This window comes from Aquimarina sp. Aq107, assembly GCF_943733665.1.
Classification (GTDB): Bacteria; Bacteroidota; Bacteroidia; order Flavobacteriales; family Flavobacteriaceae; genus Aquimarina.
Genome location: NZ_OX030782.1, coordinates 2,824,530 through 2,845,910, shown reverse-complemented (window position 1 = coordinate 2,845,910; position 21,381 = coordinate 2,824,530). Strand labels below are relative to the sequence as shown.

Genomic DNA, 21,381 nt, shown 5'->3' with positions numbered 1-21,381 from the left:
TACGTTCAGATAGTTTTTAAGTATAAATCTTGTAGTTGAGTTGCGGTTATAGAGTCGGTATTGGAAGTATGTACAAGTTGTCCCTCTTTCATAATTCCAATTTTTGTTCCTACATTGACTGCGTTAAAAATGTCATGAGTAGCCATAAAAATAGCCTTGCCGTTATTGCTTAATTCTTTACAAATTTTGGTAAACTCAAGTGTGGCTTTGGGGTCCAAACCTGAGATGGGTTCATCCATGAAGATGTAATCCGCATTTTTAGAAAGTGCAATGGCAATACCAACTTTCTGTCTCATCCCTTTGGAGTAGGAGGATAGCTTGTTTTGATGTGCGTTTTCTTGTAGTCCTGCTTTTGATAAAAAGTCAGAAAGCTGTTTGTTTGAGTATTTAAAACCCGCCAATCTACTGAAGAAGTTTAAATTTTCAGTACCAGATAGATTACCGTATAATTGCACAACTTCAGGGATGTATGCAATCATGTTAGTGGTTTTGTTATTATTGGGTGTAACGGTAACTCCATTAATTAAAGCTTCGCCACTAGTAGATTCAATTAGGCCTAAAAATAAATTAATAGTAGTTGTTTTTCCGGCACCGTTTTGACCTAGTAAACAAAATATTTCTCCTTTATCAACTGATAAATTTAATTGGCTAAGTGCTTGATGTTTACCATATGTTTTGGTGAGATTTATTGCTTTAAGCATATGAGTTTTTTTTAATTGAGAGTTAAGCCCTTTTTGTTCCTTAATCAAATTATACAATTGATCAAAAAACATATAGTTTATACTGTAAAAGAGTATTTAATGCAACTATGTTGCAAACATAATTATAATATTTGTTTTTGCAATACCGTTGCATTAATATTACATTAATGTATATCTTAATTCTATGACATTAATACAAATATTGTTTGATTGGTTAAGGAAACAGACTAGTATTTTGATAAAGAATATATAGATCACATTATCTATGTGCTGCGATGCTCTTTTTTATTTTACTAAGGTCTTAGTTTTGTTTTTTAACCCGCTTTATGCATTAGTACGTCGTAATGAAGCTTTCAGATGCAATAAAATATGATATTTTATAAGTTTTAGCATAGCACCGCTATGGTGAAACTTAAAAATGTAGCTAAGCGTTATGTTTTGAAGTAGCTGTAAGCTGTAATAGATTTTCTAATGCTTAAAGCAGGTTTAAAGATTAGTTTGGATAACTTTTTCTAATAATGAAGATTCACTTCCTGGTCCTACTGTAAGAAGTTTTGGACCTGTGATAGGTATGCCATTAAATGGTCGAATAAATACTTGACCATCTGGATTGCGTTCAAAATAAGTATACTTTTTTTCGCTTCCAATTTTTGTACAACCTTTTACTCTTAGCATACTTTTTGGTAATGCATTACAGATATTATAGATGCAATCTAAGTTGGGTAGATCTGGCAGGTCTATGGAACAAGAAGACCAATGTGCTTTTTGATGATCAAGTTTCTGAGCGATGTTTTTAGAAGGCAAAAGTTTAGGAAGAAGTGTAGCATCAATTTCATCCATTGTTAAAATTTTAGCGAAGGGATTGAGTGCTGTTAGTTCTCCTATAACAAGAGTTTGTCTATTTTTAGTTGTTTCTTCAAGATGAGTTAGGATAATCAACGAAGACACTTGTACTTGATTTGATTCTAGTTCATCATATTCTCCTCTTTTTTGCCAATTTTTTACATCGACAACAGATATCTGGATAGGGGGTAAGAATCTATCGTTAAGTCCAACACCTAAGAACTCCATTAACGCGCATGCATCAGAAGTGCCATTGGCTTCGATTAAAGTAACTCCATTCGTACGTTCTGGAATTCGGTTTACGTAATCTCTTAATTCATTAATACCACTACAACAAATACAGCTACCTGTAAGGGCTCGGATCCACTTAGGATCAATTTTATCAATAAGCTGAAGCGCATCAAGATTTGCATTCTCATAATCATTTAGAACAATAAAAGGGTTCCAATTATTATTGATGTAGCTTGTCATTAAGTGTTTTAAAAGCGTCGTTTTTCCGGCTCCCAAGAAACCAACAATTGTAATTATAGCTTCCATGTTTTTAATAAAAATGGTAAATATCTATGGTTTATTTAGTAATAAAATCTACAAAAATTGATGAATATTATTCTGGTAAAGCGAAGTTTTTTTTAAAATTCACAAACTTTACAGAATCGTTTTTGGAAGTAAGTTTGTCATTGTTATCTTATTTACAAATCGATTATCTACCATGTAACTCCATATTTGGTAAATCATTAAGCTCTTTTACATAAAAATCAAAAAAGCTTTTGGTTTGGGCAAAAAACTCTTTTCTAAATTCTGATATTCGGTGATCAGCTCCTTCAAATAAGATATAACGAACTGGGTGTTTATATTCATATAACTTGTTCAATAATTCTAGTGATTCTGTCGCAGGAACACGCCAGTCAGCACTACCTTGCATTATTAACATTGGAGTTGTTTTACACATTTTATCAGCCCAGAACACTGCCGACCGTGCTTTGAGTTCTTTTTCTTTATTCTCATAATAATTAGGAATAACCTTAGCATATACATGCTCTTCAAAATCGGGTCTATGTACGAGATGTTCGAAAGCATTAGCAGCACCGGCAAGGACAACGGCAGCTTTGAATTGACATGTTTCTTTTAGTGAAAGATATGTCATCATACCTCCTCTACTAGCACCTTCTATACCAATTCTCGATGTATCGGCATTATCAATTTCTCCTAAAGTATTTACAAGACTTAGTACATCATTTACGTCTTTTCCACCTCTTTCCTCTTGTCCTTCACCACCATCATTACCTCTGTATTGACTTGCTACCACTACATATCCCCAACTAGCGAGTTTTCCCAAAAAGAAGCCTACTCCTATATCATTCCATTTCCCGAATTCACCTGTACCTCCGCGGTTTGAAATAATACAAGGAAAATTACCTTTCTGAACTGGTTTAGCGATAAAACCTTTTACCTTAAGAGAATCTGATAGATACGTAATTCGAAAAAACTCAATGTTTTCAAGTGCTTTTATCATGGCAGAATCTGCCTTGTGGATTTTGGTAATGATAGAATCACTTAAAATTAACCTTTCCTTTTCTATAATTTTACCGTTTTGGGAATAAGAAACAAAACACTTAAAAACAGTGAAAAGCAAAAGTATTGTTAGTTTATATCTCATTATTAGTTTTTTACTTAATGATTCCTAACATTTAAACTGTGTCAAAAGGTTTGTTTATAACATCAAAGAACTCTTTTCTAGTATCAGGTTCAACAAATTTCCCTCTATATTCGATGGTAGTTGTGAAACTGCTTTTATCTTTAATTCCTCTTGAGGAAACGCAAAGATGTTTAGCCTGTATTACCACAATCACATCCTCAGTCCCTAGGGTTTCTTGTAAGTCTTTTAAAATTTGTAAGCATAATCTTTCTTGTACTTGTGGACGATGGGCATAATAATCTACCAATCTGTTGATTTTTGATAGCCCAATCACCTTATCTTTAGGAATGTATCCAACATGTGCGGTACCAACAATTGGTAAGAAGTGATGTTCACAAGAAGAATCAATATTGATGTTTTGCTCGACCAACATTTTCTGATATCCATATTTATTTTCAAAAATGGAAGTCTTAGGACGGTTCTTTGGATTTAAACCATAAAAAAGCTCTTTTACATACATTTTTGCAAACCTGTAAGGAGTTCCAGAGAGACTGTCATCGGTTAGATCAAGTCCTAACTCTTTCATGATTTCTGCAAAATGATGTTGTATGTTTTTAATTTTGTCTTCATCAGATGTATCAAAAGCATCTGCCCGTAAAGGAGTTTCTGTCGAATTGGAAATGTGGGCATCTCCAATTAATTCTATTTCGTTTTGATTCTTAGTACTCATTATGCATTAATTTGTGCAGCATTTTTCATCTTTACAGCGGCAATACTTCTTATTATAAAAATGTAATCCGACTAATATTAATGATACTACGTATATAACTTCTTCAGGTAGTGGTATAATTGATAGCTTTTCATTCATTATAATAAATAACAACATCGTCCAAGCTGACCAAAAAGCATATTTTATTCTATGGTTTGTGGTGGTTTTAGTGGTTTGACGAATTGCGATAAATGAAAGTCCTAAAAAAATAATATCCAGTGATTTCCACCATAAAGAATGTCCATCTTGAAATAGAGTGGAGCCGGTATTGGCAAGAAATAAAAAAGGAGTTGCTAAGCAGTGTGCTAAACATAAACTACTGGCTATAATACCTAAGGTATCAGAGTTGCTACGTATTTGTAAAATATTCAAAGTAAAAGTGTATATATTTTAATGAGGGCAAAGATAGTATATAATTTACAAACGCAACTTTGTTGCGTTAATAATATTTATTTATTTTTGACAAAACTTTTTTATGATCCGAACGACATCGTTAATGTTTGCATATAAGAATACAAAAACTAATACTTTTTATTTTCCAGACATAGATTTATCATTTGAACAAAATGCTTTGATTTTGGGAGACTCAGGTATTGGTAAAACTACGTTGTTACATATTATGGCGGGTCTTTTAGTTCCAAAAAAAGGGAATGTATTTATTGGCAATACTTGTGTTCAACAACTTACAAGAAATCAATTAAATAATTTCAGAGGTAAGCATATAGGAATAATCTTTCAAAGAGCATATTTTATTAAGTCCTTAAGTTTATTAGAGAACATTAAAATTCGTGAGAAACTGTCTAAAAAAACAATAGATCAAGAAAGGAGAATAGGATTAATAGAGAAATTAGATTTAATGAATGTTAGGGATAAGAAAGTTCAAGAATTAAGCGAGGGTCAAAGACAACGACTTTCCATTGCTCTTGGGATTATACATAAACCAAAGGTAATCTTAGCAGATGAACCCACTTCTAATTTAGATGATAAGAATTGTGAGAGGGTTATCTCCTTATTAAAAAAAGAGGCTCAAATTTGCAAAAGTAACTTGGTTATTATCACCCATGATCAAAGAGTTAAACCACATTTTGATAAACATATAATCCTCTAAATTTGTTATACTTAGCGTTTAAAAATCTCATTTCAAAACCTCTTAATACAATGCTTAGTGTTTTGCTATTAACGTTAAGTATTTTGTTAGCAACTTTTGTTTTACAAATAAGCAAACAGCTTAATCATCATCTAGAGAAAAATAGTAAACCATTTGATATGGTAGTTGGCGCAAAAGGAAGTCCTTTGCAACTTGTATTATCGACTATCTTTCATATAGATAACCCAACCGGAAATATATCTCTAGATGAAGCTTTAAGGATAAGTAAAAACCCTATGATAAAGGAAGCTATACCTGTTTCTTATGGTGATAATTATAAAGGTTATAAGATTTTAGGAACTTCTGGTCAGTATTTACTTAAGTATAATGCAACCTGTAAAGATGGGAAACTAAACACTAAAAATTTTGAAGCGGTATTGGGTAGTGAAGTAGCAAGTAGCTTGAACCTTAGCATTGGAAGTACTTTTGTTAGTTCTCATGGGTTGATACAAAATGAAATTGATATTCACGACGAAAAACCTTTTGTAGTTAGTGGAATTTTAGCGTCTACAGGAACAGTGGTTGATCATCTTATTATAACAAATCTTGAAAGTATTTGGGAAGTTCATGAGCATCCATCAGATGAAGAACACATCGAAGGTGAAGAACATACAGAGCACGAGGAAGAGCATAAAGAAATTACAGCTTTATTATTAAACTTCAGAAACCCTATTGGGGCCTTGCAACTTTCTAGATCTATCAATAAAAATAGCTCATTACAGGTAGCACTTCCAAAATTAGAGATTGATCGATTATTAAAGTTTTTAGGTATTGGTTTTCAAGCAATCAATGGTATTGCTGTAGCAATACTTCTTGTTGCAGGTTTAAGCATTTTTACTAACCTAATAAAAACTGTAAGAGAAAGAAAACATGAATTAGCTTTATTAAGAACATATGGAGCAACGAACTTTCAATTGCTGAAATTAGTTTTTTACGAGGCACTTTCTTTATCCATCATTGGATGCATTTTAGGATGGATTTTAGGTAGAGTAAGTGTTTTGCTATTTGCAACCTTAGCTTCAGAGGTGTATCAGTATCAATTGGTGATAAGTATACCTGATACAGAAGAGTTTTTTATATTCACTTTAGTACTTTTTACCACAATACTTGCTACGATTTTTGCATCTTATTCTTTGTTTAAATTAAATATTTCTAAAATTTTAGCCGATGCGTAAAGTATTTTTATTTCTGGTCTTCAGTATCCCATTTCATCTTATGGCTCAGCAAAAATTGTTATGGGATGATTTTACAGATGTTAGTTTTCAAGATATTTATAATGTACATTATGATGATTATTTTTTGAAACCAACATTTGGGCCTAAAATAAAGTCTTATGAAGGATCCAAAATTAGTATCAGGGGTTATTTTTTGGATTTTTCTTATAAAGAAGAGTTTTTTATGGTTTCTAGAAATCCAATGTCATCTTGTTTTTTCTGCGGGGGAGCTGGTCCTGAAACTATTGTAGAAGTGATTTTTAAAAATAAACCTGGCTATAAAATAGACCAAATAATAGAAGTAACGGGAATACTAGAATTAAATGCGGATGATGTTGATCACTGTAATTATATATTGAAAGAAGCAACCGCTAGATTGATACAGTAAAATAGAATTAAAATTATACATTAGCTGCTAGAGAAAGGATTAATCAAGTTTTATAATACATGGATAAAATAATAGATCATAATTACCTACGAAAAAATATGATTGATAAGAGTTTCTTATTGCTTACATTCATATTGGTTTTCTCATCTTGTAAGAAAAAAGAACACCTTATAAAAGTAGAAGGAGTGAGAATTGAAATAAATGATACTACTCTGGATAATTCAGATGTGGAGGCTTTTATAAAACCGTATAAAGAACATGTAAATAAGACTTTGGATAGTACCTTGGCATATGCTCCAGAAACTTACTCTAAAAGAGATGGAAACCTTAATACAGCTATTGGTAATTTAATGGCCGATATCGTATTAGAACAAGCCAATCCTTTTTTTATCTCAAAAACTAAAAGTGCCATTGATATGGTATTATTAAATCAAGGAGGAATACGAGCACCAATTCCAAAAGGTAATGTTACCGCGCGTACTGCCTATCAGGTGATGCCATTTGAGAATAGTATCATAGTTGTGGAAATGAAGGGTGCCCATATTAAAGAATTGATTTCCTATTTACAAAAGTCTAGAAAAGCGCATCCTATTTCTGGATTAAAAATAACCGTTGATAAAGATTTTAATATCGTGAAAGCTTTGATTAATAATATGGAAATTAACGAAGACAAGGTTTATTTCGTAGCAACTAATGATTATCTGTATCATGGTGGTAGTGAGATGTATTTTTTTAAAAAAGCGGGCAAGGCTCATAAGTTGAATTATAAAATTAGGAATGCAATGATTGATTACTTTAAAAAAGTAGATACAATTGCACCGAAAATTGACGATAGATTTTTACAAACCAACTAATTAAATAAAGAGATGAAACGAAGAGAATTTGTAAAACATTCTGCATTAACGGCTGGCTTGTTTACAGTTGGAGGTGTAGGTTTATCTTCTTTTTCTACGAGTAACACGAAAAAGATAACCATCTTACATACAAACGATGTACATAGTCATATAGATCCTTTTGGGCCAAATGATGGTAGAAATTCTAATAAAGGGGGAGTGGCCCGAAGAGCTACAATTATTGAAAATATAAGAAAAGAGAATCCTAATACTTTGTTATTAGATGCTGGGGATATTTTTCAGGGAACTCCTTATTTTAATTTTTACGGAGGTGAGCTAGAATTTAAGTTGATGAGTATGCTTAAATACGATGTAGTAACTATAGGGAATCATGATTTTGATAATGGGATTGAAGGATTGCATGCACAATTGCCTTATGCAAAATTTAATTTTGTGTCCGCTAACTATGATTTTACTAATACAGTTATGGATACGTTCGTAAAGCCTTATAAAATAATAATAAAGGATTCTATTAAGATTGGAATATTTGGTTTAGGAATAGAGTTAGAAGGACTTGTAATGAAAGATTTATATAAGGAGACTAATTATCTTAATCCAATAGAGATTGCTCAGGATATGAGTGCTGTATTAAAAAACGAAGAAAAGTGTGATTTGGTTATATGTTTATCTCATTTAGGATATGATTATAAAAACGAGCCAAATAAAGTGAGTGATTTAAGCCTAGCGGCAGCTACAGAAAACATTGATCTAATTATAGGTGGACATACGCATACTTTTCTAAAAGAACCAACAGTAGTAAAAAATAGAAAAGATAAAAATGTGCTCGTAAATCAGGTTGGGTGTTACGGTTTGTATTTAGGTAGAATAGATTTTTATTTTGATAGCCAAAAAAATAAAACTTCAGACGGAACTGCTATGGTTGTATAAAATTCTAATTATATTATTAGTAAATCCGGTTAGCCTTTAGCTAACCGGATTTATTGTTATTTCAATTCTTTCGGTTTTATCTCTATTAGACAGATGACCCTTCGTAATTAGGAATTGGCCAATGATCGTTTGCAGCAAACACCCCCTTTTTCCATTCGTTAAGTTCTGATTCTGTGATCAAACAATCATCCAATTGTTTAGTTACAAGATCAACATCAATGTTTTGACCAATAAATACGAGTTCGATTTTACGATCCCCAAATGTAGGATCCCACTCAGCTTCAATCATCTTTTGATTATCTAAAAATGAACCATAACTGATTCGTTCACTAAAAGGCATCGAAGCCCACCAAACTCCAGCTGGATCCGTTTTGAGTGAACCTCCTGCAGAACCCCATATAAGAGCTTGATTGGGACGAGAGGCAAGCCAAAATAATCCTTTACTACGAATAATATTTGAAGGAAAGTGATCCTTGGCAAATTCTAAAAAACGCTCAGGATGAAAGGGTTTACATTTTCGATAAACAAAAGAACCAATCCCATATTCTTCGGTTTCCGGGATGTGCTCATTTTCGAGTTCCTGTATCCATCCTGCTGATGCTTCTGCTTCTTCAAAATCAAACAAACCTGTATCAATTACTTCACGTATTGATACTTGAGAATTTTGAGTAGGGATAACACGAGCGTTTGGGTTTAATTTATGAATAATATCATATAAATTCCTCAATTCTGATTCTGTTATCAAGTCTACTTTATTTAGCAAAATAACATTAGCAAACTCTACTTGATCAGTTAATAGGTTAACAATAGTACGGTCATCTCCCTCAATATTAGTAAGGTTTCTATCTGTTAGATATTGTGGGCTAGAAAAATCTCTCAGAAAATTATAACCATCTACAACAGTGACCATAGTATCTACATAGCTAAACTTGCTTAAGTCTAGTTGTCCATCTTCGCTGGTAAAACTAAAGGTTTGTGCTACAGGGATAGGTTCCGAAATCCCAGTACTTTCTATGATTAAATAATCAAAGCGTTGTTCTTTGGCTAATTTTTCTACCTCTACCATTAGATCTTCTCTTAGGGTACAGCAAATACAACCATTAGACATCTCAACGAGTTTTTCTTCGGTTCTAGATAAGGTGTTTTCATTTTCTACAAGCTGTGCATCAATGTTGATTTCACTCATGTCATTTACAATAACAGCAACTTTTAATCCTTCTTTGTTATGTAAAATATGATTTAAGAGTGTTGTCTTTCCTGCTCCAAGAAAGCCACTCAATACAGTTACAGGTAATTTTTTCATTGACTTTATTTTTTTAGTCTTTTAAAGTGATCTTACGAGTTACCTTGTTAAATGGCCCTGGAATTACATTTCCAGCTTCATCAACTAATTCTAGCTGAATAGTAATTTCTCCCATAGGAAGTCCTTTGATAATATGAGGAACCCATTCTGTGATTGTAAATTCCGTCCCATTAATTTTTGCGCGAACTTTATTTCCTTCTTTAGAAAGTGTTGTATTTAGTACAAAGAAATCCAATAATACTTCCTTTGTACCGTCACCAGTATATTCACCTTTAGGTCGGCTATAAATTAGTGTTGGTGCCTCCATATTAAGATTTAATTTATCCTCAGGTTTTTCTCCTACTAATAGCTTACGAACAACTACAGAATTTTCATTCTTTACTGATTCATGGAATGAACGGCTTAAAAAAGCAACTAAATGGTGGATGCCATCAGGTATTTCTTTTTTAAAATTTGGCTCATAGTGTGCAGAGTAGGGCTGATTATTTAGGATAAAATGAATATGTTGTCCTTTCCCTGAATTTGCTAGTTTTTGTGCGTTTGGACCTTTAGTTTGAGCACCTAATTCATAATTTTCAACGTTAAAAGAGAAATCCATTTCTCCAGATTTTTTAGCGACTATTTCATCAGAAGTATCTAAAATAAGTGCGGCGTCTTTATATGCAGGCGAACCTTCTAATTTCTCTAAGGTAATTTTAGGTTGTACTACTTCGGCTTCTTCAGTAATTTCTGTTTCTAACTCATCAGTAGTTTCCGGAGCCTTTTTTTCTTGTTTACAGGATGTAATAGCAAAAAATAAAAGAAGAGTTACAATAATTTGATAGTGAGTTTTTTTGTTCATTTTGTTTTAATTTTAAATAATATTACAGTGTTTTCTAAAAATTGTTTTTATGAAGTTCATCAAAATTCCATGTAGATTCATTCCCTTGATTGGTTATGGTAACATTACCTAATTGAATCGTGCTGTTATCTTTTTCGTTTAATCGACAAATTATTTTGGTAATTTGACTGTATTCGATCTGATTAGAGGGTTGAATATTAATAGTAATGTCACCGCTAGCTATGGTTAGAGTATTTCCGTTTTTTTCTAATAGCTTACAACCTAAATGCCTTAGTTCTTGGGTTACGCGGCGATAATCATTTGGGATACAGCTTAGATGGATTTCTTTAATACCGTTAAAAAGTTTTTCATCAGTATACGTAGATTCAAGAAATGCTTCCCGTGAATATGTGGTATGTCTTTTTCCTAGAAGATTATCTAAAAAAGCTGGGTTATAAAAACCATACCAAGTGTGTAAAGATGTGCCAGGACTTGGTGTGTAAAAAGCCTTGAACCAGGTATGGTTATGATCATCCAAAGGCATCTCAACAGTTTCCATAGCATAAAGAAGCGAGTCTTTAGTAGTTTTTAATTTTGGTTTAACACCCAAATGAAAATGTTCGTCATTGTTTTTTAAAGAGAAACCAATTCCACTTTTCCCTACAGGTTCGTTATAGCTATTTTTTGGACTTAAGATTTCAATATAATGTTGATGTCCTCGTAAATAACAGGTAGATACTTTATGATCTGCGGGAGCAAAATCTGGTAATCCTATATCTATAGAGGCATATTTACTTTTCCAACTATTGTTTTTTATTAATTTTTCATAAGTAATGCTATCTACAACCACGTATAAATGATCTAATAATAGCTTAGATACATCTTTGTTAAAAGTTGCATCAATTTTTTTTCGATCAATAATAACTTCAGATTCTTCTTTTTTTTCTTGTGTCCCACAAGATCCAAACAAAAATGAAAGAATTAAGTAAATAGCTATTTGTTTAAACATATTAAAATTCCTTTGTTAACATAGTCTATTATTGTATATCATTAAAAGCGTTTAATAAAATCGTGGCAGCAATTCCAAAACCAGCTCCCGAAATGAACAGGTTCCATTTTAAATGTTCTCCCCTAATAAATTGAGTATATATCCATAGGGATAACATAAAAAGGAGTACAATAAATAACTGTCCAACCTCGATACCAATATTAAATGCCAATAGAGGCATAATTATACTATCACTAAATAGCATAAATTTAAAATTGCTGGCGAATGCTAATCCATGAATTAACCCAAAAATTAAGGCAATGCTATATTTTACTTTAGTATCAGAAAATTTACCGTGTTTATTGTAATTGATAATATTGGCTAATGCAGTTAACATTATGGTAAATGGAATGAGCATATCTATAAGTTTGGAGTTTGCTGGAATTATATCTAAAGCGCTTAGAATAAGAGTTCCGCTATGCCCAATAGTAAAAGCGGTAATGATCACTAATATTTGCTTCCATTGCTCTAGTTTAAAAGCAGCACATAATGTCATTACAAATAATAAATGGTCGTATGCATTAATATCTACGATATGATGCCATCCATTAATAAAAAAAGAACTTAAATTATCCATTAGGATTAGGGTATTATAAATTAAGGGTTATAGGTTTGTCTAGTGATGTAACTTCGAAGTAATCTTCTGAAATAAATGGAGGTATACGAACAGTCATTCTATTAGATTGTAAAAAATCAAATTCTTGAAAAAAAAGTGTGTTTTCGATACAAATTTGATCCCCCTCTTTTATCACTGGTATCTTTTTGGAAAACTTAATTGATAAAACATTATGCTTTTCAAAAACTTCTGATGAAATATATGTAAGGGTATATATTTTATCATTAATGATTATTTTATAATACTTTTTAAAATAATTTTCAATTCCTTCAATATCTTCTTTGGATAAGTCCGATGCATTAAAATTTTTAGTAAATGTATCGTTCATACTAAAAGTAAAATCATCAATAAACACTCTGCATTCTACTCCTAAAATATTACTTTCCGGAAAAGATTGAATTAGTGATGAGGTTAGCTTTATTGGATGCGGTAGGCTAAATGATGTTGAAAATAGCAATAGACATCCTAGAAGTAATATTTGATAGAATTTCATAATTACAGTATTTTAATTATTATGATAATTTTCATTTTGTACAATTGGTTACCTAATTTTTAGTTAGGAGATAATTTGCCATATAACAAAACCTTATTTTCGATTGTTTTTGGAGGATAAAAAATTTGATTATTTGAATAGTAGACAAAACTTTGGGTAATAACATTGTCATGTTTTAAAGCTTTTCCCAGTATTGGAGTGTCTAACATGTATTTCCGTTGTTTTTGTAAATGTCTGGAGGCCAAAAGCATTACTCTCAATATTGGATGACTTTGACTTAAGAAGTGTTTAGGTAACGTTTTATCAAGCTGTAATAAGGTTTTATTAGCGTTGAAAAAAGGTTCGATTTCTGGTTCAAGTACTTCTCTGTAAAAAATATTTGTGTTTTTTGTTATAAAAATTACTTGAGTAATGTTTTGATTTTTAATTACAGAAATAAGGTTTTCTTGAGTGTCAATATCCCATCTAAAATTAGCCCCAAGGGCCGTATAGAAGAATGCTTCAGTACTACAATTTTGTCGTAAAACATCTTCCATATGGTCCGTTGGGCATATAAGAAATAGAGAATTTCCAGATTTTAATTTATTAAAAGTCATACACTTTCCACTATGTTAAACGGCAAGGAAGAATGATGTACATCTATTTTTAGTTTTCCGTTGGAATCTTTACGATATCCAAAAGTGTATTCTACCTTAGTATCTTGTCCATTTTTATCGGTAAAAAAATAATTACCCATGGCTAACGCTCTGTTTTCTTCTAATATTAAAGCTGCATTTTCAAATTTTACTTGTGTCCATGGTTGAAGTGCAAAGCCTTTATCTTCGGAAAATTTTGAATTACCACCAATGAAATAAGAAATCGCACCTTCTTTAGTTATTCTAAACTGATCAATTGAAGCTTTAGTAGGTTTGAATAATACTTCTTTGTCGTCGAAGTCATATAATTCATTTACGAAGTTTTCCGTATACGTTTCAATTTCTAGTCTGTCTGCTTGAAGTGTTCCAATTTGAACAACTCCTTGTCCCCAAGTTTTTTGAATGTTTTCGATTTCTTTTACAGTGATCATATTAATAGTAAATTATTTTATTTTGAATGTTATTTTGTGATAATTTAAATAATGAGGTTTCTAAAAATGATAGGACCTCTTCTTATAATAGGAAAGATTGAGTTATTGGATTGTTTTATATATCACTATATCATACTACAATATCATTATAGAAATGTGTATTAATCAGTTAAGTAAAAAAAACAATATGACTCTAATTTAAAGTATTGGAGGAGGTTTGTTGTAAACACTTTTGGGCAGCGTTATACTATATTTAGATGTTTCATAACTAAAATCTACTTTATGTTCGTGATAATATGTCGTAGATTTTTGTTCTATTTCTTCGGTAGTATCCCCAATAAAAGGTGTAAGCTGATTTGATGTGATTATGATCTCACATAATTCACAATTTGTATCTAGATGTGAATCATCGGAAAAATGTGAAAATGCGTGCGCATTAACAACTCTTAAAAGCAGAAAAGTTGTAACTAAAAAAAGAGAAATTATATTTTTATAAAAGTTCAACCTCATTGGTTAATTATGATAGTTATTAAGCTTTTTTAGATGATAAAGTATGTAATAGAACTATTTTTTTTTTATTATTTTTTCGAAAAAGTGATGCTTTGTTTAATATAATTTTTAGTTAATTAAACAGTTTTTAACCTTTAGAACCACTTGTCTTTAGAAAATTTAGTTAAATAACGTTAATTAAATGTTAATTAATTTTGATTAATTGTTTTAGTTTTATGGAGTTTTGTACTGCTTTTTGTTTTTGTTAATTCTTCTTGAAACCATCATTATTACTAAAGCAACAAAGTTGCAACAAATTATTTTTAATTGCAATTTTTTATCTTAATTATTAACTGTTAACAAAATAGCATACGGTTTTACCATATTAAATTTTTCGTTTGAATTTATAAATTTGCGCCTAACACAAATTTAACTCAGTATGAAAAATTTAAGTAAAATCGCTGTGGGGACACTACTCTCAGCTATGGTATTCACATCATGTCAAAATGAAAATTTTAATGATGGAACTGCAGAAACTATTGTAGAACCTACTAGTACTGAAGGGAAAATAATTCCTGGACAGTATATTGTAGTGTTTAAAGATTCTAAAATAGAACCTGCATCGAAAGTTTTAGAAAAAAGATCTTTTACGAGTAGAGAAGATAAGGCAAATTCGGTAAGAGAGATCTCCGAAGTGTCTATCAAAAAAATGAATGAGATCTTATCAGAAAATGATTTGGATCAGTCTAAAGTATTAAGTTACTATACTACCAAAATTTCGGGGATGGCTATTGAATTAGGCGATAGTGAATTTCAAAAATTATCTAAAGACGCTAATATTGCAGCGATCGAGTACGATAGAGTGGTAGAGTTGCCTAAATTCGATATCGAAGAAGTAGTTTCTGGAGATCAATCACAAAGAATGGCTCAACAGACTCCTTGTGGTATTACTAGAGCTGGTGGAGCCGCTGATGGTTCTGGTAGTAATGCTTGGATATGGGTAATCGATACTGGTATTGATTTAGATCATCCAGACCTTAATGTAGTTACAAATACTACTTATGCTAGATCATTTGTAGGTGGATCCGCTAATGATTGTAATGGTCACGGAACACACGTTGCAGGAACTGCAGCTGCTATAAACAATAGTATTGGTGTAGTAGGAGTTTCTGCTGGAGCACCAGTCGTGCCAGTGCGAGTTTTTGGATGTAGTGGTGGTACAAGTACTTCTACAATATTAAATGGAATCAACCACGTTGGTCAATATGATTTAGCTGGTGATGTTGCTAACTTAAGTTTAGGAGGTTTCTTTGGATCAGGATGTGCAAACAATTCTTCTTACAGAAGTGCATTATTAGCTCTTGGAAACGCAGGAACTAGAGTTGCTATTGCAGCAGGAAATAGTAGTGCTAATTCAGCAAACTATCAACCAGCTTGTGTTAATGGAACTAATATATTCACAGTAGCTTCTATGACTTGTAGTCAAGGATTCTCATCTTTCTCAAACTACAATATGAATCCTGTTGATGTTATTGCTACAGGTAGTAGCGTAAGAAGTACATATTTAAACGGTGGTTATGCAACATTGAGTGGTACATCAATGGCATCACCTCACGTAGCAGGAATTATGCACGCTAGAAATAACGGACCTAGAACATCTGGTACTGTAAGTAACAGAGGAGAAAACTATCCTATAGCAGTAAGATAAAAGACACAGTCTTTATTTTTACGTTGGGATGTGTAGTTACGAAACCATTGGCTGGAGAGCTGATGGTTTCTCTTTATTTGCATTTATTACAAATACCAATAATTAAAAATTGAGTCTCTTGGATTGTAAACCCTTCTAAGCTTGGGATATGTAGTGTATTGGGTTGACAAGTTACTTCTTTACATGTCTGACATTCAAAATGTATATGATTATGAATTTTATGAGATGTTCCACAATTAGTATCACAAAGTGCATAATACGCTTTTCCATTTTTGCCAGTTACGAAATGAACCTCTCCTTTATCGGCAAATCGATCTAAAATTCTATATATGGTGGTCTTGTTAACTTTTATTGGCATAGTAGCCATAATTTCTTCAGCAGACATCGCATGTTCCGTGTCAGAAAGGATTTTCTTAACAAGATTTTGTTTTTCAGTATTTCTTGATTTTTTGATCTCCATGGTATCGTATTCCTTTACTTTATCGAAAATAATGATTTTTTGATCATAAGTAATTTTTTTCCATAAAATTCGAAGAAAGTATACTTTACCATTTTGTCTTCTGATTAATCTAAACCTTACTTATAAAGAAAGTTTTTCTAAATTAGATTGTTAGGGAATAGGGAATTTTTAAATTTTTTAAAAAAGCAAAACTAAAATAATTCAGTAAAAAAATAGTTTATACATTTGAATCGTAAACCAATTAATTAAAATCATGAAAACACTTAGTAAATTAGCAGTAATTGCAACAGTTCTTTTGTTTGTGTCTTGCAAGCAAAACCCTGCAGAAGCGCCTGAGCATAAAGCTATGGTAGAAAAGCATCAAGAAATGGAAGCTTCTCACAAAACTATGGCTAAAGAACATAACACTATGAAAGATGATCATCAACAGATGGTAGCTGCTCATAAAACAATCGAAAATGATTCAATTCATTTGATAACAGAAAAGAGTCACATAGATTTATTAGCCAAACATGGTAAACTTATTGAAGATCATCAGGCATTGATAGAAAAGCACGCTGAATTAGAAACAAAACATGTTTCTGGAGAGATTACATTGGAGCAAATGAAATCAGAACATGAATCCATGAAAGCAGAACATGAGCTTATGGAGAAAGAGCATAAAGGTATAGCTGCAGAACACGAGCGTATTACTGATGAGGATAAAAAAATGATTGAAGAAGATAAAAAGAAGGCCGAAGAAGAAGTTTCGGAACAAGAGTAAATAAAAATAGATATAGTTATTAAAAAAACCAGTAAATGAATTGTTTATTTACTGGTTTTTTATTTTTAGATTGCTATTGGAGCACTCATACAATGCTCTGGAATTCCGTATCCATCAACTAATGTTTTTATATGCGGTCTTAATTCTGTAGAAAGCCGCTCTACACGGTTTCGAATTGCTTTTGATTTTGCACTACCAATATATCCTTGTTCTAAATACCAGGATGCATCTTTTCTTAATTCGTGTAATGCGTATAAGGTTCCTATTTTTTGAAACAATTGTTGGTACTTTTTATCATCTATGGTATCTACAAAACTTGTAAAGGTGCTATATGCTAATTCAGTACTATATGCTTTTCCTAAGGCTAATAAATGTGTTTGAACTTTTAGAAAAGCTTGATATGATGGAATTCCTTTTTTTACATAATCACGAATTCGCATTGCCAAAGTATAGGTAAGTCTTCTGGTGCGATAATCAAATGCATGTTTATGGAATTTAGGATTATACAGATGATCTATGTCTACGTTGTTAGTGTAAGCAGGATTTATGGTACTTAATTTATCATTAAGTCTAGCTCCCAATAGTTTTAGCACAGCCGTAAAACCAGCACTATTAAACTCTGATTTAAATTCAGATAATATACCCTTTGCCGCTAATAATAGTAATACATGGTTATCTCCTTCAAAAGTGGTAAAGATATCTACATCGCCTTTTAGGTCAGCAATTTGATTCTCTATTAAATATCCCTTTCCACCACAAGCTTCTCTACATTCTTGTATCGTATCATTTGCAAACCAGGTAATTATGGATTTAAGTCCAGCTACCTGAGTTTCAATTTTTCGTTTATCTATTACTGATTTGTCACTGTAGATTTTCATCATATGCGTTAATGTAATATCATATACATAACAAGTTGCTACAGCCGGTGTGAGGCGTAATTGATGTGTGGGGTAATCCATAAGGAGATCCTCTTGGATTTTTATACTATCATTAAATTGCCTTCTTTTTAAAGCATGCCTAAGAGCGATTGCTAGGGCTTTTTTAGCTCCGCCTAGTCCAGCGCGAGCTACACATATTCTACCTCCAACTAATGTGCCTAACATCGTAAAGAAACGTTTGTTTGGATTTTTGATATCAGAATGATATAAGCCATTTGCATCAATATCTCCATATTTGTTTAATAAGTTCTCTCTGGGAACGTGCACTTGATGAAACCATATCTTTCCGTTGTCTACTCCGTTAAGTCCTAATTTATAACCATTATCCTCAATAGTGACTCCAGGCATTAATTCGTGTTGTTCATTTCTTATCGGAACCAGAATAGCATGTACTCCTTCGTTCTTACCATTAACAATTAATTGGGCAAAAACTGATGCCATCTTAGAATCTAATGCATTACCGATGTATTCTTTATTATCATTTTTTCCAGGTGTATGTATGATGATACTATCTGTTTCTTTATGATATGTTGCAGTAGTTTTAATGCCTCTTACATTAGAACCATGTCCCGTTTCGGTCATAGCGAAACATCCTAATAATTTTGTTTCACCAGTATCTGCTAAGTATTGGTCATGATGTTTTTTTGTACCTAATTTTTGGATACTTCCTCCAAAAAGACCAAACTGAACCCCAAACTTTATCGCTAAACTTCCATCTACATACATTAGATTTTCAAAAATAGCTGCATATCCAGGCATATCTTCGGTGCCGCCATAGGTTTCTGGATACGCCATAGCTCCATATCCTTCTTTGGCTAAGAATTTTACTTGTTGTAATACGTGTTCTCTAAATTCTTCTTTGGTTCTCCTGATATCCCAATCAAAAATTGGATCTTTAAGAACTTCTCTAAAAGCATCAACCACATCGGAGTGCTCACCTTTAAGAATCTGGTCAATAGCAGAAGCTTCATAATGTTCAGCCGATGTTTCTTGGACTACTTCTAAATCAAATAAATGCCTGTAGTGGTTAGGCTGAATACCAAGGTTTATTTCTATATCTTTTAAATGGGTATTAAAAGGACATGCTGTCTGATAATAACAAACTAAATTTTGGCTGAATGTTGCCAGTGGATGCACTTCACTTTCTACTAGTTTAATGGAAGAATTTGTTATTGTTTTTTTCCAGTTTTTTAACTCTTGATCCTTAGGAGGGTCATTAGGGTTTAACCAACTTGTAAGAACACCTCTGTCTTCCTTGCCTAATGTTTCATCTCCTTGGATTGCTGTCTTTACAACAGAAATTTCCGAGTAGGATAATAAATCGTCTGACCAGATTACATAAAAGAAAGGAATATATTGTAAAATACCTTGAGTATAGCTTGTTGCATTCATAGAATGAAAATACAATAATTATTTCAGAATAATAACGGATAGAGCGAAGAGGTTATTTGCCTTAAATATTTTGTTTTTTTAGGGTGTTAATTTATAATGACTAACTTAATAAAAGAGAGTTGCGAAGTATTATCTAAACTACTTCCCGATACAGAAGTTAGCAAAGATGTTCCCCAATAAATCATCCGAAGTAATCTCACCGGTAATTTCACCAAAATGATATAATGCCTGACGAATATCAATCGCCATTAAGTCACCAGATAATCCATTGTCTATACCATATTGCACTTTTTGTATTTCTTCTAAAGCTTTTAATAAAGCATCATAATGTCGGGAATTGGTCACAATAGTTTCGTCATTACGTAAGGCTCCTGTATTTACAAAATCTAAGAGTTTACTTTGTAATTCTTCAACCCCAATATTTTGTTTGGCGGACAACAGGTGTATATTTTCAATCTCTGAAGTTAATGATGAAATCTCGGATTCATTAAGTTTATCCACTTTGTTAGCTACAACAATTAATGGTTTCTGCGGATATTTGTTTTTTATCTTACCGATTTCAGTTTTTAATAACTTTAAACTATCAACGGTTAATGCCGAACTGTCAATCAAATAAATAACTACCTGAGCTTGCTCAATCTTTTCGAAAGTCTTTTTGATTCCTATACTTTCTACTACATCTTTGGTATCCCTAATACCAGCAGTATCTATAAATCTAAATCCAATACCTCCTATGTTAATTTCATCCTCAATGGTATCACGTGTTGTCCCAGCAATATCCGAAACAATAGCCCGCTCTTCATTCAATAAAGCATTCAATAGCGTAGATTTACCAACATTAGGTTCTCCTACAATCGCAACCGGAATACCATTTTTAATTACATTTCCAACAGCAAAAGAATCAATCAATCGTTTTAGAACTTTTGTAATTCTTGAGATTAAATCTTGAAACTGTGATCTATTCGCAAATTCTACATCTTCTTCAGCAAAATCAAGTTCTAGTTCTATTAATGATGCAAAATTAAGGAGCTCATCCCGAAGTTTTTGAATTTCATTACTAAAGCCACCACGCATTTGTTGCATAGCAATCTGATGAGAAGCTTCAGAATCAGAAGCGATAAGATCTGCCACTGCTTCTGCTTGTGATAAATCTAATTTACCATTAATAAATGCTCTTAATGTAAATTCTCCGGCGTTAGCGGTTCTACATCCTTTACGAAGTAATAACTGAATAATTTCTTGTTGGATGTAGCTCGATCCATGACAGGATATTTCTACAGTAGGTTCTCCTGTATAAGAAGTCGTTCCTTTAAACAAAGAGAGTAATACTTCATCTAATACACGCTCATTATCAATAATATGACCTAGATGTATCGTATGACTTTTTTGTTTATTTAGATCTTTTCCTTTAATGGAACGAAATATCGGTGCGCAAATCGTAACAGCATCTTTTCCTGAAACTCTAATTACTGCTATAGCACCAGCTCCCGCAGGAGTAGCTAAAGCAACTATGGTATCTTGTGAAATCATATTTTACTTATGAAAGTACAAAAATAGACATAATATAATCTTACGTTTCATTTTAGACTTCAAACTTTTTTGTAAACAAAATTTTCTTCCTTACTTTTAGTGCTGGGGTCAAGATTTAATAGATTTTGAATAAAAAAATAAAAGGAAATAAAGTAGATGTAATTTAGTGATTTCTAAAATACATTTATATGGAATATATGTTTAGGAAGTAACTAATCTTAGACAGAATTGATTTAGTAACTAAATTTAATTTCTATATACTAAAACTTTTATTTT

Annotated in this window: 23 protein-coding genes; 7 read left to right on the top strand and 16 right to left on the bottom strand. The window is 32.1% G+C overall.

What is annotated here, in order from left to right; translation table 11 throughout:
* Positions 1-5: 5 nt before the first annotated feature.
* The 5 genes from NMK29_RS12185 to NMK29_RS12165 form a co-directional block, all read right to left on the bottom strand.
* Positions 6-701: an ABC transporter ATP-binding protein gene (locus tag NMK29_RS12185; RefSeq protein ID WP_108805679.1), complete on the bottom strand. Its 696-nt coding sequence runs from the start codon at positions 699-701 to the stop codon at positions 6-8.
* A gap of 486 nt (positions 702-1,187) precedes the next feature.
* The gene (locus NMK29_RS12180; protein ID WP_108805666.1) at positions 1,188-2,081 is read right to left on the bottom strand and encodes a GTP-binding protein; all 894 of its coding nucleotides are present in this window, start codon (positions 2,079-2,081) and stop codon (positions 1,188-1,190) included.
* Positions 2,082-2,244: 163 nt separating this feature from the next.
* Entirely contained in the window at positions 2,245-3,201 is a 957-nt protein-coding gene (locus NMK29_RS12175) for a S9 family peptidase (protein WP_108805665.1), read from the bottom strand.
* Between the two features lie 31 nt (positions 3,202-3,232).
* A complete protein-coding gene (gene folE, locus NMK29_RS12170; RefSeq protein WP_108805664.1) occupies positions 3,233-3,910 on the bottom strand; it encodes a GTP cyclohydrolase I FolE in 678 nt (225 codons plus the stop codon).
* 6 nt (positions 3,911-3,916) lie between these two features.
* A complete protein-coding gene (locus tag NMK29_RS12165) occupies positions 3,917-4,321 on the bottom strand; it encodes a MerC domain-containing protein (protein WP_233557601.1) in 405 nt (134 codons plus the stop codon).
* A gap of 103 nt (positions 4,322-4,424) precedes the next feature.
* Between NMK29_RS12165 and NMK29_RS12160 the strand changes: the two genes are divergently transcribed.
* The 5 genes from NMK29_RS12160 to NMK29_RS12140 are packed head-to-tail and all read left to right on the top strand — an operon-like array spanning position 4,425 to position 8,479.
* Complete coding sequence (locus tag NMK29_RS12160) at positions 4,425-5,057, top strand: ABC transporter ATP-binding protein (protein WP_108805663.1); 633 nt, start codon at positions 4,425-4,427, stop codon at positions 5,055-5,057.
* 50 nt (positions 5,058-5,107) lie between these two features.
* Positions 5,108-6,271, top strand: coding sequence for an ABC transporter permease (locus NMK29_RS12155; protein ID WP_108805662.1), 1,164 nt, complete (start codon positions 5,108-5,110; stop codon positions 6,269-6,271).
* A complete protein-coding gene (locus tag NMK29_RS12150) occupies positions 6,264-6,698 on the top strand; it encodes a hypothetical protein (protein ID WP_108805661.1) in 435 nt (144 codons plus the stop codon). Before NMK29_RS12155 ends, NMK29_RS12150 begins: the two co-directional genes overlap by 8 nt.
* Positions 6,699-6,757: 59 nt before the next feature.
* Positions 6,758-7,552, top strand: a complete 795-nt coding sequence (locus tag NMK29_RS12145) for a 5'-nucleotidase C-terminal domain-containing protein (protein ID WP_234424355.1) — start codon at positions 6,758-6,760, stop codon at positions 7,550-7,552.
* A gap of 12 nt (positions 7,553-7,564) precedes the next feature.
* Positions 7,565-8,479: a bifunctional UDP-sugar hydrolase/5'-nucleotidase gene (locus NMK29_RS12140; RefSeq protein ID WP_108805660.1), complete on the top strand. Its 915-nt coding sequence runs from the start codon at positions 7,565-7,567 to the stop codon at positions 8,477-8,479.
* Positions 8,480-8,564: 85 nt separating this feature from the next.
* On the opposite strand, the gene NMK29_RS12135 is transcribed toward NMK29_RS12140, so the two are convergent.
* The 8 genes from NMK29_RS12135 to NMK29_RS12100 all read right to left on the bottom strand — a co-directional run bounded on the left by NMK29_RS12135 (position 8,565) and on the right by NMK29_RS12100 (position 14,335).
* Positions 8,565-9,782, bottom strand: a complete 1,218-nt coding sequence (locus NMK29_RS12135) for a GTP-binding protein (RefSeq protein ID WP_108805659.1) — start codon at positions 9,780-9,782, stop codon at positions 8,565-8,567.
* 13 nt (positions 9,783-9,795) lie between these two features.
* The gene (locus NMK29_RS12130; protein ID WP_108805658.1) at positions 9,796-10,623 is read right to left on the bottom strand and encodes a hypothetical protein; all 828 of its coding nucleotides are present in this window, start codon (positions 10,621-10,623) and stop codon (positions 9,796-9,798) included.
* 34 nt (positions 10,624-10,657) lie between these two features.
* Positions 10,658-11,611, bottom strand: coding sequence for a DUF5829 family protein (locus tag NMK29_RS12125; protein ID WP_108805657.1), 954 nt, complete (start codon positions 11,609-11,611; stop codon positions 10,658-10,660).
* Between the two features lie 28 nt (positions 11,612-11,639).
* Entirely contained in the window at positions 11,640-12,227 is a 588-nt protein-coding gene (locus NMK29_RS12120; protein WP_027391891.1) for a HupE/UreJ family protein, read from the bottom strand.
* Between the two features lie 13 nt (positions 12,228-12,240).
* Positions 12,241-12,759, bottom strand: a complete 519-nt coding sequence (locus NMK29_RS12115) for a DUF6702 family protein (RefSeq protein WP_159092380.1) — start codon at positions 12,757-12,759, stop codon at positions 12,241-12,243.
* 59 nt (positions 12,760-12,818) lie between these two features.
* On the bottom strand, positions 12,819-13,355 hold the full coding sequence (locus tag NMK29_RS12110) for a hypothetical protein (protein ID WP_108805655.1): 537 nt from the start codon (positions 13,353-13,355) through the stop codon (positions 12,819-12,821).
* The gene (locus NMK29_RS12105; RefSeq protein WP_108805654.1) at positions 13,352-13,825 is read right to left on the bottom strand and encodes a hypothetical protein; all 474 of its coding nucleotides are present in this window, start codon (positions 13,823-13,825) and stop codon (positions 13,352-13,354) included. The genes NMK29_RS12110 and NMK29_RS12105 overlap by 4 nt, the downstream gene beginning before the upstream one ends.
* Before the next feature lie 198 nt (positions 13,826-14,023).
* Positions 14,024-14,335, bottom strand: a complete 312-nt coding sequence (locus NMK29_RS12100) for a hypothetical protein (protein ID WP_108805653.1) — start codon at positions 14,333-14,335, stop codon at positions 14,024-14,026.
* A gap of 418 nt (positions 14,336-14,753) precedes the next feature.
* Between NMK29_RS12100 and NMK29_RS12095 the strand changes: the two genes are divergently transcribed.
* Positions 14,754-16,022: a S8 family serine peptidase gene (locus NMK29_RS12095; protein ID WP_108805652.1), complete on the top strand. Its 1,269-nt coding sequence runs from the start codon at positions 14,754-14,756 to the stop codon at positions 16,020-16,022.
* 73 nt (positions 16,023-16,095) lie between these two features.
* Here the strand turns inward: NMK29_RS12095 and NMK29_RS12090 are convergent, their stop codons facing one another.
* A complete protein-coding gene (locus NMK29_RS12090) occupies positions 16,096-16,482 on the bottom strand; it encodes a Fur family transcriptional regulator (RefSeq protein ID WP_027391886.1) in 387 nt (128 codons plus the stop codon).
* A 253-nt stretch (positions 16,483-16,735) separates the two neighbouring features.
* Here NMK29_RS12090 and NMK29_RS12085 point away from each other — a divergent pair, with 253 nt between their 5' ends.
* A complete protein-coding gene (locus tag NMK29_RS12085) occupies positions 16,736-17,245 on the top strand; it encodes a hypothetical protein (protein ID WP_108805651.1) in 510 nt (169 codons plus the stop codon).
* Positions 17,246-17,310: 65 nt separating this feature from the next.
* On the opposite strand, the gene NMK29_RS12080 is transcribed toward NMK29_RS12085, so the two are convergent.
* Positions 17,311-19,575 carry an acyl-CoA dehydrogenase gene (locus NMK29_RS12080; RefSeq protein ID WP_108805650.1) on the bottom strand — a complete coding sequence of 755 codons (2,265 nt, stop codon included), beginning with the start codon at positions 19,573-19,575 and terminating at the stop codon, positions 17,311-17,313.
* 138 nt (positions 19,576-19,713) lie between these two features.
* Entirely contained in the window at positions 19,714-21,105 is a 1,392-nt protein-coding gene (gene mnmE, locus NMK29_RS12075; protein WP_108805649.1) for a tRNA uridine-5-carboxymethylaminomethyl(34) synthesis GTPase MnmE, read from the bottom strand.
* Positions 21,106-21,381: the final 276 nt, after the last annotated feature.